Origin of the sequence: Caryophanon latum (assembly GCF_001700325.1) — a bacterium.
GTDB classification, from domain to species: Bacteria; Bacillota; Bacilli; order Bacillales_A; family Planococcaceae; genus Caryophanon; species Caryophanon latum.
Genome location: NZ_MATO01000016.1, coordinates 66235 through 78751 on the forward strand (window position 1 = coordinate 66235; position 12517 = coordinate 78751).

15 protein-coding genes are annotated in these 12517 nt (G+C 44.4%); 13 read left to right on the forward strand and 2 right to left on the reverse strand.

Going from position 1 to position 12517, the window contains the following annotated elements; genetic code table 11:
- Positions 1-3: 3 nt before the first annotated feature.
- From A6K76_RS04665 to A6K76_RS04680, 4 genes are all read left to right on the forward strand, one after another.
- Positions 4-900, forward strand: coding sequence for an alpha/beta fold hydrolase (locus A6K76_RS04665; RefSeq protein WP_066462601.1), 897 nt, complete (start codon positions 4-6; stop codon positions 898-900).
- Entirely contained in the window at positions 884-1789 is a 906-nt protein-coding gene (gene miaA, locus A6K76_RS04670; RefSeq protein ID WP_066462603.1) for a tRNA (adenosine(37)-N6)-dimethylallyltransferase MiaA, read from the forward strand. Before A6K76_RS04665 ends, miaA begins: the two co-directional genes overlap by 17 nt.
- 109 nt (positions 1790-1898) lie before the next feature.
- Entirely contained in the window at positions 1899-2132 is a 234-nt protein-coding gene (gene hfq, locus A6K76_RS04675) for an RNA chaperone Hfq (protein ID WP_066462605.1), read from the forward strand.
- Between the two features lie 58 nt (positions 2133-2190).
- Positions 2191-2493, forward strand: coding sequence for a rhodanese-like domain-containing protein (locus tag A6K76_RS04680; protein ID WP_066462607.1), 303 nt, complete (start codon positions 2191-2193; stop codon positions 2491-2493).
- Positions 2494-2541: 48 nt separating this feature from the next.
- On the opposite strand, the gene A6K76_RS04685 is transcribed toward A6K76_RS04680, so the two are convergent.
- Complete coding sequence (locus A6K76_RS04685) at positions 2542-3147, reverse strand: trimeric intracellular cation channel family protein (protein WP_066462608.1); 606 nt, start codon at positions 3145-3147, stop codon at positions 2542-2544.
- Positions 3148-3348: 201 nt separating this feature from the next.
- On the opposite strand from A6K76_RS04685, the gene A6K76_RS04690 reads away from it, so the two are divergent.
- From A6K76_RS04690 to dapF, 7 genes are all read left to right on the forward strand, one after another.
- Positions 3349-4599: a methionine gamma-lyase family protein gene (locus A6K76_RS04690; protein ID WP_066462609.1), complete on the forward strand. Its 1251-nt coding sequence runs from the start codon at positions 3349-3351 to the stop codon at positions 4597-4599.
- Between the two features lie 22 nt (positions 4600-4621).
- Positions 4622-5089, forward strand: a complete 468-nt coding sequence (locus A6K76_RS04695; RefSeq protein ID WP_066462610.1) for a TlpA family protein disulfide reductase — start codon at positions 4622-4624, stop codon at positions 5087-5089.
- 206 nt (positions 5090-5295) lie between these two features.
- Complete coding sequence (locus tag A6K76_RS04700) at positions 5296-6225, forward strand: 1,4-dihydroxy-2-naphthoate polyprenyltransferase (RefSeq protein ID WP_066462611.1); 930 nt, start codon at positions 5296-5298, stop codon at positions 6223-6225.
- Between the two features lie 415 nt (positions 6226-6640).
- On the forward strand, positions 6641-7021 hold the full coding sequence (locus A6K76_RS04705; RefSeq protein ID WP_066462612.1) for a MerR family transcriptional regulator: 381 nt from the start codon (positions 6641-6643) through the stop codon (positions 7019-7021).
- A 154-nt stretch (positions 7022-7175) separates the two neighbouring features.
- Positions 7176-8510 (forward strand): type I glutamate--ammonia ligase, encoded by a 1335-nt coding sequence (gene glnA / locus A6K76_RS04710; protein ID WP_066462614.1) that lies wholly within the window; start codon positions 7176-7178, stop codon positions 8508-8510.
- Positions 8511-8701: 191 nt separating this feature from the next.
- Positions 8702-9349 (forward strand): hypothetical protein, encoded by a 648-nt coding sequence (locus A6K76_RS16465; protein WP_083995285.1) that lies wholly within the window; start codon positions 8702-8704, stop codon positions 9347-9349.
- An 80-nt stretch (positions 9350-9429) separates the two neighbouring features.
- Positions 9430-10281, forward strand: a complete 852-nt coding sequence (gene dapF, locus A6K76_RS04720) for a diaminopimelate epimerase (protein ID WP_066462616.1) — start codon at positions 9430-9432, stop codon at positions 10279-10281.
- 291 nt (positions 10282-10572) lie between these two features.
- Here dapF and lexA read toward each other — a convergent pair whose 3' ends face one another.
- Entirely contained in the window at positions 10573-11196 is a 624-nt protein-coding gene (gene lexA, locus A6K76_RS04725; RefSeq protein WP_066462618.1) for a transcriptional repressor LexA, read from the reverse strand.
- 310 nt (positions 11197-11506) lie between these two features.
- Here lexA and A6K76_RS04730 point away from each other — a divergent pair, with 310 nt between their 5' ends.
- Positions 11507-11818 carry a hypothetical protein gene (locus A6K76_RS04730; protein ID WP_066462620.1) on the forward strand — a complete coding sequence of 104 codons (312 nt, stop codon included), beginning with the start codon at positions 11507-11509 and terminating at the stop codon, positions 11816-11818.
- Positions 11818-12471: a YneB family resolvase-like protein gene (locus tag A6K76_RS04735; protein WP_066462622.1), complete on the forward strand. Its 654-nt coding sequence runs from the start codon at positions 11818-11820 to the stop codon at positions 12469-12471. The genes A6K76_RS04730 and A6K76_RS04735 overlap by 1 nt, the downstream gene beginning before the upstream one ends.
- The last annotated feature ends 46 nt before the right edge of the window (positions 12472-12517 follow it).

The following is a 12517-nucleotide window of genomic DNA, read 5'->3' on the forward strand; positions in this document are numbered from 1 at the left end:
GCGATGATTACGTTAAACGACGGAACGAAAATTTTTGTACGACAGTTTGAGCCAGCAGGAAAAGCGATTGGGCATATTCATATTTTGCACGGCATGGCGGAGCATAGTGGACGTTACGTGCCGTTTGCGGAAAGTTTAGTAGAGGACGGCTACCGCGTGACGATGCATGACCACCGCGGACACGGTCAAACAGCCGAGCTCAACAATGCACCGTTTGGCTATTTTACAAAACGCGGCGGCTTTGAGCGCGTCGTTGATGATGTCGAGGAAGTGATGCAACAGCTTGGCGTGACGACACCGTTTACACTATTTGGACATAGTATGGGCTCGTTTATCGCAAGACGTTATGCACAGCGTTATCCGCATCGACTGCAGCGCCTCATCATTTGTGGCACAGGCTTTGTCACACCGCTTCATTACATCGGGCGCGTTGCCGGTCGAATGTTTGCCTATATGCAAGGCGACGACGTGAAAAGTCCGTTTTTAAACGGCATGTCGTTTAAAAGTTTTAACAACAAGTTTCGCCCGACACGTAGCGACTTTGACTGGCTTGCGCAAAGTGACGTAGCAGTGGATGCATACGTCCGTGATCCATACTGTGGCTTCGTGCCGACAACGCGCTTTTTTGCGGATTTGTCAGACGGTATCGTAAAAGTGTGTCAGTTAAAAGAAGTTGCCCAGATGAAAAACATTCCGGTACTGCTCATTAGCGGCAGTGAAGACCCGCTCGGACAGCGAGGAGTCGGGGTTTTTAAGTTGGCACGTCAGCTCACAGCAGCAGGGCTCGACAACGTACAAGTATATTTAGCAGAAAACATGCGTCATGAAATATTAAACGAAAGAAATCGTGCGCACACAATCGCACAAATTAAACGGTGGTTATATGAACAAACAAATTGATGTCATCGCAATCGTTGGACCGACTGCTTCTGGAAAAACAGCGCTAAGTATAGACCTTGCAAAGCGCTACAACGGAGAAGTCATTAACGGCGATTCGATGCAAGTATATAAAGAATTAAATATCGGCACAGCAAAAATTACGCCTGACGAAATGGATGGCGTTGTGCATCATTTAATCGACATTAAAGAGCCGACTGATTCGTTTTCAGTGGCGGAATACCAAACGCTCGTGCGCTACAAAATTGCGGACATTCAAGCGCGTGGCAAGCTGCCGATTTTAGTCGGTGGCACAGGGTTGTACGTGCAGTCTGTGCTATACGATTTCCGCTTTACCGACGATGAAGTCGATGAGGCGCGTCGCCAAGCGTATTACGCAGAGCTAGAAAAAATAGGACCTGAAGCGATGCATGCACGATTGGCGGCACTTGACCCGAAAACGGCAGCTGAGCTTCATCCGAACAATACGCGCCGTGTACTACGAGCGATTGAAATGATCGAAGCGAGCGGTGTGCAAAAATCGAGCGAGGAGCATCATTTAGGCGATACGCCGCTATACAATCATCTCATTATCGGCTGTGACTGGCCGCGCGACGTGTTGTATGAGCGCATTAATCGCCGCGTCGATATGATGATTGAAAAAGGGCTTGAAGCAGAAGTGCGCGGCTTATACGACCGAGGTATTCGTAACGTGCAGTCGATTAAAGCGATCGGTTATAAGGAGCTGTATGCTTATTTTGATGGGCTTGCAACGCGCGATGAGGCGATTGAAGCGATTAAGCAAAACTCGCGCCGCTATGCAAAACGCCAGCTGACGTATTTACGCAACAAGCTTGACGTACAGTGGATCGGGCATGACATCGCACAAATCGAAGCGCAGTTAAAAAAATAAAGCACGTCAATTTTATATAAAAAGCGAAAATGTTTCTGTGACAAATAGGTTTAAGAAGTGCTAGAATGTGGAAAATCCGAATAGGTGTATTAATGAAGGAGGGTTCTTTTTGAAATCAATTAACTTGCAAGAAACGTTTTTAAATTATTTACGCAAAAACAACGTACAAGTGACGGTGTTTTTATTAAACGGCTTTCAGCTAAAAGGTTATGTGAAGTCCTATGATAATTTTACAGTATTGTTTGAAGTAGACGGCAAGCAACACTTCATCTACAAACATGCCATTTCGACGTTTGCTCCGTCAAAGCCTGTGCCGTTCGGAGCGGATGCAGACGAACAGTAGCGCTTTTGATGCATTGCGCGTATAATAAAGTGGAATTTAATTTTTGGAGGCATGGAACATGAAAGTAATGACAACAGAAGAAATCGTAAACTTATTAGATGCAAACGAAGATTTACACGTAATCGACGTTCGCGAAGATGACGAAGTAGCAGAAGGTATGATTCCTGGTGCTGTACATATTCCACTAGGACAAGTTGAAGCCCGTGCAGGCGAGCTTGACCCGACAAAACCATACATTTTAGTATGCCGCGCTGGTCGTCGTAGCGAAGCAGCTTGCAACATTTTAGAAGAAAAAGGCTTCGACGTAACAAACCTTGAAGGCGGCATGATGGCTTACGACGGTGAGCTTGAATTCAAATAAAATCGTATAAAAAGAAGGAGTTGCCCGAACAATCGGACAGCTCCTTTTTCATTGAATCGGTAGCTTGCGAAACGGCAGCTGCCATTTGCGCGTATACGATAGCACACGAAGCGCTGTAATAATTAAAAACACGACATATAGCGCCCAATCTGAAGCGGCAAGCCCGAGCCAAATAACGATCGCAGCTAAAATTGCCCACACTGCATAAATTTCATCGCGCAGCACGAGTGGCTTACGCTGTGCCAATAAGTCGCGCACGATGCCACCGCCACAGCCTGTAAGTACAGCTGCTACAATAGCCGCACTCATCGGCAGCCCTAAATTAACGGCATGAATCGCACCTTGAATGGCGAATGCCGACAAGCCGATTGCATCGGTAAAGTTCCCCCAACGATGCCAATGCGACAGCAGTCGATGTGGAAAGAAGAAGAAAAATGTAATCGAAAAAATCGCAATTTGAAACATCATTTCTTGACTCCACAACGTTGAAACCGGTAAACCAATTAATAAATTACGAATCGCTCCACCACCAAATGCCGTCACGATTCCTAATAAATACACGCCAAATAAATCATAGCCTTCCTCCATCGCGACAATCGCGCCCGAAATCGCAAACGCAATCGTGCCGATGATGCTAAATACTTCCCAAGCCATGCAAAACGTCCTCTCTATAACGTATGATGCAAGCATTGTAGCAAATTTTTGAAGCTTGCACTATATAATTTTTAGTTTATTGCGATAATGCTTTTGTAACGAGGTTTTGCAAAAAGCGGCTGACACTATTTTTTAGTACCGATGAAGCTAAAAAATATGGTACATTGAAGCGATACTAACTTTTAATGGAGTGGAATGTTTATGTTTACATCAATTTTAACAGCAGCAACGTTACAGCGTGCGGCACAGGCGGAAGAAAAAGTACGTCCGTATCACGCAGCAGTAGACGAGCGCGCATTTATCAATCAACAAAAAGTATTGGCGGCGTTTCGCAAGCATCAAGTAAGTGACTTTCATTTAAATCCATCATCAGGCTACGGCTATGACGATGAAGGGCGCGACAATTTAGAGCGCGTCTATGCGACCGTGTTCGGGGCAGAAGCGGCAATCGTGCGCCCGCAAATTATTTCAGGCACGCATGCGATTACGCTTAGTTTATTCGGCGTGCTACGTCCAAACGATGAACTCGTGTACATTACAGGCAAGCCGTACGATACGTTGCAATCCATTGTAGACGGCGGTGAAAAAGATACAGGTTCGCTAAAAGATTTCCATATCGGTTACAAGCATGTTGATTTAATCGACAACCGCGACATCGACTGGGCAGGTGTCGAAGCGGCCATTACACCGAATACGAAAATGATTGCGATTCAGCGCTCAAAAGGCTATGCGACGCGCCCATCGTTTACAATTGCGCAAATTGAAGACATGTGTACACGCATTCGTACGCTTGCACCGAACGCCATTATTTTTGTCGACAACTGCTACGGCGAATTTGTTGAGCTGCAAGAGCCGACAGAAATTGGTGCGGACTTAATGGCAGGCTCGCTCATTAAAAATCCAGGTGGCGGCTTAGCGAAAATTGGTGGCTACATTGCAGGGCGTGCCGATTTAGTCGAACAATGTGCATATCGCATGACGTCACCAGGCATCGGAGCAGAAGCAGGCGCAACACTGAATACGCTTGCCGACTTTTATCAAGGATTCTTTTTAGCGCCACACGTCGTTGCACAAGCGTTAAAAGGTGCGATCTTCACATCAGCAATGCTTGAAGATGCAGGCATGACGACGTCGCCGCACTATAGCGACGTGCGCACCGACTTAATTCAATCGGTGTCATTCCAAACGCCGGAGCAAATGATTGCGTTTTGCCAAGAAGTACAAGCGGCGTCACCGATTAATGCACATTTCGCACCGGAGCCTGCGTACATGCCAGGCTATGAAGATGACGTCATTATGGCAGCGGGCACGTTCGTACAAGGGTCAAGCATCGAGCTAACAGCAGACGGCCCGATCCGCCCACCATACACAGCGTTTATTCAAGGTGGCTTAACGTATGAGCACGTGAAGTTTGCGACGTGTGCAGCGGTGCAAAAAATTACAGCACAATAAACGAGCATAAAGGGGTGGGTGAATGCGCATCGTTTTGATGTTATTTTGCAGCATTGTTTTAGCAAGTTGCAGTAGCGCACCAGCAGCAGTCGACGAACAAGCGCCGCATTTTACGTTGTCGACGCTTACGGGGGAAGAGCTGTCGCTTGCTGATGTTGAAGGAAAGCGCGTCATGTTAAACTTTTGGGCGACATGGTGTGCGCCGTGTCGCGAGGAAATGCCGCATATGCAGCAGGCGTATGACGAAAGCGATGTCGCCATTATTGCGATCAATCGCACGGATCAAGATTACGGCGCACAACGCGTTCAGTCATTCGTTGAGGAGTTTGGCTTCACATTTCCAATCGTGTTAGATGAGACGGGGGAAGTCGCGAAACAATACGGTGTCATTACGATTCCGACGACGATTTTTATCGACGAAGCGGGCAACGTGATCGAGCGCATTAGCGGCCCGGTAACGGCGGAGCAAATCGACAGCTACATGCAATGAAAAAACGCGGCGTAAATGTACGTCGTGTTTTCGTTCGGGCTTCAAACGAATTATGCCCAACCGTTGTCACAATATGCTACAATGGTTGGTGCTAAACTACGTGTAATGAATCGCTCAGTTGGCGTTGCGCATACGATGACATAGCTATAGCAGCGAATCCACACATATAGTGCGAAACAATGAACGAACAGAGAGGAAGAAAGCGTATGGGAGTTGCATCAAAACAAGGTGCAGAGCAAATGTCGCCGGCAAAATTAATGTGGCAAATGACACGACCACACACGTTAACGGCAACATTTGTACCAGTAATACTCGGCACAGTAATCGCGCTATTTGAGGCGAGTATGAACTGGGCACTGTTTATCGCGATGCTGCTAGCGTGCTTATGCTTGCAAATTGCGACAAACTTATTTAACGAATACTATGATTTTAAACGAGGGCTTGATACGGCTGATTCGGTCGGCATCGGTGGCGGCATTGTGCGTCACGGCTTAAAGCCACAAAACGTGTTAAATGTCGCCTTTTTACTATATGTCGTCGCGGCGATCATCGGCGTTTACATTTTCATTGAAACGAGCTGGTGGCTACTCATTATAGGCGTAGCAGGGATGGCGGTTGGCTACTTATATACAGGCGGCCCATTACCGATTGCGTACACGCCGTTTGGAGAGCTGTTTTCAGGGTTATTTATGGGCACAGCGTTTATTTTAATCGCAACGTTCATTCAAACAGGTACGCTGACGACACTTAGCGTACTCATCTCGATTCCGATGGGCGTATTAGTTGGCCTTATTAATATGTCAAACAATATTCGTGACATCGAAGAAGATACAGTTGGCGGACGAAAAACGCTGCCGATTTTACTCGGACGTGACCGCGCCATTACAGTGCTTGCAGGTGGCTTCGTATTTGCATACGCATGGATCATTGTACTTGTTATGATCGGGCAAATGTCTCCGTGGGCATTGATCGTTTTACTAAGTGTTATTAAGCCATTAACAGCAGTGAAAAGCTTCCGCAACGGAGTCGGCAATCCAGCAGTTACCGGCATGGCGATGAAATCAACAGCGCTGACGAACACATTTTACGGTGCGCTACTAAGCATCGGGCTAGCGATTCAGTTACTAGTAGGGTAATGTATCGTTCATCGCATGTCTTTTAATACGCCGTTTTTAACTGTAAAACGGAAATCAATGTTGGATTGTTGTGGCAGAGCGCGTGCGGCGAGACTCCAGCGGGAAAAGCGCGAGCCTCGAGACCCCGCCTCGACGTGAAAAGCAACCCCAAGTTATGGTGAAGAACCTAATTTATGAACAACTTACAAAAAACGGTTACAGACGACAGGAGTATGTCGTTTGTAACCGTTTTCTTGTATTTGTTGTCAGACGACGGAAATTTTCTTTATTTTTAAACAATCTTTCTGTTTCATAGACAAAATGCGTGCAGTAATGTTAAAATGGACAAAAATACGTGTTAGGTTTTCTTACATCGATTTGACAAACATTTTTGCAGTCGATATGATAAGTCTAACTAGAAGAGAGGTGACGTGTCATGAGTAGTGAAATTCGACGTTCAATGCCATTATTGCCAATCAGTATTGTGATGCAGTTAACAGAATTAACTGCACGTCAAATTCGTTATTATGAGGAGCATCATTTAATTGAGCCGCATCGCACAGCAGGAAATCGCCGTATGTTTTCATTGAACGACGTCGATACGCTTCTAGAAATTAAAGATTTATTAGAGCAAGGCATTAACATGGCAGGTATTAAAAAAGTATTTGCGCTGAAAGACTTGCCTGAAGAACAACAAAAAGAAACAGAAATTACAGATGCTGAGCTGCGACGTATTTTGCGAGAAGAAATGCGCCAAGCACAACGCATGCAAAAATCATCAATCCGACAAGGCGATTTATCACGATTTTTCCAATAATCGTATAAATGATACGTGTGAAGTACATATGATGATCGTTGGTGCATAGACAGTAACGAGCCCGCGGAAAGCCTGCCTCGACGCGAAGAGCACATAACAATGGCTGATACGTATCAATAAAATAACAAACCAAAAACTAGGAGTGTGCAATTTCGTGGGTAAATACACAAAAGAAGACATTTATCGTTTAGTTCAAGAGCAACAAGTAAAATTCATTCGTTTACAATTTACGGATATTTTAGGCACAATTAAAAACGTTGAAATTCCTGTAAGTCAATTAGAAAAAGCACTAGACAACAAAATGATGTTTGACGGTTCATCAATTGAAGGTTTCGTACGTATCGAAGAATCTGACATGTACTTATTCCCAGACTTAAGCACGTTCATGGTATTCCCTTGGACAGCTGAAAAAGGGAAAGTAGCACGTTTCATTTGCGATATCGCTCGTCCAGATGGTACACCGTTTGAGGGGGACCCACGTTCAAACTTAAAGCGCGTATTAAAAGAGATGGAAGCGTTAGGATTTACAGATTTCAACTTAGGGCCTGAGCCGGAGTTTTTCTTATTTAAGTTAGATGAAAAAGGCGAACCAACTCTTGAAGTAAATGACAACGGTGGTTACTTCGACTTAGCACCGACAGACTTAGGCGAAAACTGCCGTCGTGACATCGTATTAGAGCTTGAGGAGATGGGCTTTGAAGTAGAAGCATCTCACCACGAAGTAGCGCCAGGTCAACACGAAATTGACTTTAAATATGCAGATGCAATTTCAGCTTGCGACAACATTCAAACGTTCAAACTAGTTGTTAAAACAATTGCACGTAAGCACGGTTTACACGCAACGTTCATGCCAAAACCATTATTCGGTGAAGCAGGTTCAGGTATGCACTTTAACGTATCATTATTCAAAGGCAAAGAAAATGCATTTTACGACGAGTCAACAGAGCTTGGTTTATCAGAAACAGCAATGCAGTTCATGGCTGGCGTATTAGATCACGTAAAAGGCTTCACAGCAGTTATTAACCCAACAATCAATTCATATAAGCGTTTAGTACCAGGTTACGAAGCACCTTGTTACGTTGCATGGTCAGCGCAAAACCGTTCACCATTAATTCGTATTCCATCGTCTCGTGGCGTATCAACACGCGTAGAAGTACGTTCAGTTGACCCATCAGCGAATCCGTACTTAGCGATGGCGGTTATTTTAGAAGCGGGTCTTGAAGGTATTCGCAAGCAATTAACACCTCCAGCTGCGATTAACCGCAACATTTATGTAATGAGCGATGCAGAGCGTGAAGCAAACGGCATTGACAACTTACCAGCTTCTCTTGAGCACGCATTAGAGCTATTAGCAAAAGACGATGTGGCGATAAAAGCATTAGGTGAGCATATTTATGCAAACTTTAAAGAAGCAAAAGAAATCGAATGTGAAATGTTCCGTACGACTGTACACCAATGGGAACGTGACCAATATTTAAAAATGTTCTAATTAAAAATAGTTCAAATAGCTTTATAAGCTATTTGAACTATTTTTGTTTTTAGTCATTTCGAAATAATAATTTAGCTATTACTTTGTCATGCTAAAAAAAATAAAGACAACAACGTTCGACATATTGACAGATAACATTATTTTTAGAGAAAATAGGGGAATAACGATATTATTGAAAAAGGAGTTTTATGATGAGTTCGATTATTCCATTGAGATCGACAAATGAACAAGTGCATACGCAAGGAGTTGACGATGTTCAATCGAATGAACCGAAGAAAGTCCAAAATGACTCACAAGTGATTCGACTGTATAATTCACGTGAGCATGAGTTTGACGAAAGAGGCATTCATAAAAACGGTACACTCCTTGACGATGAAGGGTACAATGCAGCGGGGTTTAACTATTTAGGCTATGACCGAGAAGGATATGACCGAGGTGGCTTTAACGCGCAAGGTTATGATCGCCAAGGTTTCGCACGTAACGGTTACGACCGAGAAGGCTACAACCGAGAAGGTTACGATAAACGTGGCTATGATCGAGAAGGCTATGATAAAAATGGTTTTGATACGCGTGGCTTTGATAAAGAAGGCTATGATAAAAATGGTTATAACCAGTTAGGCTATGATCGAAAAGGCTACAATCGCCACGGTTATGACAAAGATGGTTACGACCGACAAGGCTATACGTTAGCAGGCTACGATGAAAAAGGGTATAACCGACAAGGATTCAACCGTGATGGCTATAACGAAGCCGGCTACGATCGTCAAGGTTACGATGTAAACGGATACAATGTGCGCGGCGAATATCGAGAGCCACGATTTAATTATTACAAACGTTAAGCGTTTATTGGCTTTGTCCAATAAACGTTTTTTCATTTTTCTGAAAGTATTGTATGATGAGGAAAAAGGGGGACGTTTGTATGCACATTCCATTTACGAAAATGCACGGCTTAGGTAATAATTATATTTATATTAATTTATTTGATACCGAATTACAGGAGGAGCAACTCGTGCCATTAGCGATTGCGATGTCTGATGTGAAGCGCGGTATTGGGTCAGATGGTATTGTGCTCATTCATCCGAGCGACGAAGGGCATTGTGGCATGCGCATTTTTAATAAGGATGGCTCAGAAGCAACGAACTGTGGCAATGCGCTTCGCTGCGTCGCGAAATTCGTGTACGACCGCGGCATTTTACCGTACGAACAGTTTATTATTGCGACGAAATCGGGGCTTAATTACGTGCAAGTAACAGCACAACATGGCTTAGCGAGCACGATTACAATCAATATGGGCAAGCCTGCATTTGACCGGGCAGCGATGAATATGAAAGGTGAACCGAGCGCACACGTCATCAACGAGCCGTTCGTCGTCGAAGGGCATACGTTACATATGACGAACGTTTTTTTAGGCAATCCACATGCGGTATTTTTTGTCGAGCGCATTGAGGAAGCACCGTTACATACACTCGGTCGTCAAATTGAAACGCATGACGTATTTTTACAGCGTACGAACGTTGAGTTCATCGAAATAGTGAGCGACACGGAAATGCATTTTCGCGTATGGGAGCGGGGGTCAGGTGTGACAGAAGCATGCGGTACAGGGGCGTGCGGAGCGGTCGTTGCGGCAGTTATGAACGGAAAGTGTAAGCGTGGTGAGGACGTTCTCGTGCATTTAGCTGGTGGCGATTTAACGATTAAGTGGGATGATGACGGCGATGTATGGATGACTGGTCCAGCCGAATTTATTGCAGACGGTCTCTTTTTTACATAAAAAGGGTTCGTCACCATAAGCTACGGTTGACGCATAAAGGTTGCTTGAAACGAGAGGCGAACTTCAGCGGAGACCCCGCAGTCGTGAGGTGCGAACGACGAGGAGGCTTGAGGAAGGTGATAAGCGCCACTACACGAGCCATCACCTCATCACCTTCAGAATAAACATCGTGTTCACCCCTGGGTCCGCGGAAAGCCTGATTCGACGTGAAAAGCAACCCTACGTTATGGTGAAGAGCGATCAAAAGCAAAAAATCATTCGAAACGATGTCGTCTCGAATGATTTTTTATGTTATTGAATGTTGCGGTATAGCCCGATAACTTTCCCTAAAATCGTCACGTCATCGACAATGATTGGGGCCATTGCCGCGTTTTCAGGCTGTAAACGGAAATAGCCATCTTCTTTAAAGAAACGTTTTACTGTCGCCTCGTTATCAATCGTCATGGCAACGACGATATCACCGTTTGTCGCCGTATTCGTTTGACGTACAATAACATAGTCTCCGTTTAAAATACCTGCATCAATCATCGACTCGCCCATAATTTCAAGCATGAAAATAGAATCGTCACCATTTGCATATGTGCTTGGCAGTGGGAAATATTCTTCAATATTTTCAATTGCTGTAATCGGTGAACCGGCTGTTACTTTACCGATTAAAGGCACGTGCATAACATCTGTTTTACGCAAGCCGTTCATTTCACGTTCGTCTAAAATTTCAATTGCACGGGGCTTCGTAGGATCGCGGCGGATTAAGCCTTTGCTTTCAAGTCGTGCTAAATGTCCGTGAACGGTTGAGCTAGACGCTAAACCTACTGCTTCTCCAATTTCACGTACAGATGGTGGATAGCCTTTTGTGCGTACCTCGTCTTTAATAAAATTTAAAATGTCGAGCTGTCGTTTCGATGCCTTTTTCATAGTTTCCCCCTCCTACTCATTTTTATGGTTTATCACTACAAGCTAGGGTTGATCTATATATTGCTTAAAACAAGAGACCGATTACTTTCACAAAAAATATCGTGTTTGCCCTCATGTCCGCGGAAGGATTCCCTCGACGTGTGAAGCAACCCTAAGTTATGATGGATAGCCATTTTTATTACAAATAGTATAACAACTGTTTTATTAAAGTGCAAACACAAGTTCGAAAAAGTAGTTGACAAAAACAACTGTTCGCATTACATTATTTTTTATAGAAAGTGAACATTTGTTCGTAAAAAGAGGTGGCGCAATGGAACAGCTCAAACATTTTGTATTATATGTGATAAAATTAACGGTGCTTATATGTATAATTGGTTTTTTTCTATTGAAAGAAGATGTATCGTATATGGTGCATACTGTACAGCATGGTGAGGATGTCCATGCGCTTTCCGAACAGTATCGTGGTACGCTAAGCGAGGAGAAATGGATCGCTATATTTGAGCGGGAAAACAACATGTATTTTGGCACATACGTATATAGAGGACAGTACGTCGTCGTGCCGGTACATGATACAGTCAATCTAATAGATACAATTGAACGAAGGCTGGTGAGCAATAGCTAATGAAACAACAATGTGTCATTTATTGTCGGGTTAGTACACAAAAGGAGCAGCAGCAAACATCTTTGCAAAGGCAACAAGCAGAGCTACAAACATTCGCTCAGCAGCTCGGCTATGACGTGGCGGCTATTTTTACAGATGAGCATAGTGGCTATGATGTTGAGCGAGACGGCTTGCTCGATTTATTTGCGTATATAAAAGAGTACGGCATTGATGTTATTTGTGTGCAAGATGAAACGAGGCTAGGACGTGGCAATGCGCGCATGGCAATCATTCATATGCTAACGAAGCAAAGTATTACCGTATATACGCTTAGCAACGGCGGACAAATGGCACTTACCGATATGGATACGATGATGCTGGAAATTTTAGCGATCGTTGAGGAATATCAACGCAAAGTACATAACGCCAAAATTAAGCGAGGGATGCAGCGCGCGGTAGCAAACGGCTTTCGTCCTGAAAAAAATTTAACGAAGGGTGGCAATGTGGAAGGACGCGAGCGCATCGATGTGCCGATGGAAGACATTGTGCAGCTGCGAAAGGAAGGATTAACGTTCCAAGAAATTGCGACGATTTTGCGTACGCGTGGCTTTAAAGCGAGCAAAGCGACCGTCCACCGCCGATTTATGGAATACGAGGCACAGTCGGAAGATTAAATGCTTGCGATTCTAGCCTTTTTTGCATACCTTTGTATAGAACGTA

What these genes read in the sequence shown, in the direction of transcription:
- A6K76_RS04695 (WP_066462610.1), top strand. Translation starts at nt 4,622, where the DNA reads ATGCGCATCGTTTTGATGTTATTTTGCAGCATTGTTTTAGCAAGTTGC.
- A6K76_RS04690 (WP_066462609.1), top strand. Translation starts at nt 3,349, where the DNA reads ATGTTTACATCAATTTTAACAGCAGCAACGTTACAGCGTGCGGCACAG.
- A6K76_RS04680 (WP_066462607.1), top strand. Translation starts at nt 2,191, where the DNA reads ATGAAAGTAATGACAACAGAAGAAATCGTAAACTTATTAGATGCAAAC.
- A6K76_RS04705 (WP_066462612.1), top strand. Translation starts at nt 6,641, where the DNA reads ATGAGTAGTGAAATTCGACGTTCAATGCCATTATTGCCAATCAGTATT.
- A6K76_RS04685 (WP_066462608.1), bottom strand. Translation starts at nt 3,147, where the DNA reads ATGGCTTGGGAAGTATTTAGCATCATCGGCACGATTGCGTTTGCGATT.
- A6K76_RS04700 (WP_066462611.1), top strand. Translation starts at nt 5,296, where the DNA reads ATGGGAGTTGCATCAAAACAAGGTGCAGAGCAAATGTCGCCGGCAAAA.
- A6K76_RS16465 (WP_083995285.1), top strand. Translation starts at nt 8,702, where the DNA reads ATGAGTTCGATTATTCCATTGAGATCGACAAATGAACAAGTGCATACG.
- A6K76_RS04735 (WP_066462622.1), top strand. Translation starts at nt 11,818, where the DNA reads ATGAAACAACAATGTGTCATTTATTGTCGGGTTAGTACACAAAAGGAG.
- A6K76_RS04730 (WP_066462620.1), top strand. Translation starts at nt 11,507, where the DNA reads ATGGAACAGCTCAAACATTTTGTATTATATGTGATAAAATTAACGGTG.
- A6K76_RS04665 (WP_066462601.1), top strand. Translation starts at nt 4, where the DNA reads ATGATTACGTTAAACGACGGAACGAAAATTTTTGTACGACAGTTTGAG.
- miaA (WP_066462603.1), top strand. Translation starts at nt 884, where the DNA reads ATGAACAAACAAATTGATGTCATCGCAATCGTTGGACCGACTGCTTCT.
- dapF (WP_066462616.1), top strand. Translation starts at nt 9,430, where the DNA reads ATGCACATTCCATTTACGAAAATGCACGGCTTAGGTAATAATTATATT.
- lexA (WP_066462618.1), bottom strand. Translation starts at nt 11,196, where the DNA reads ATGAAAAAGGCATCGAAACGACAGCTCGACATTTTAAATTTTATTAAA.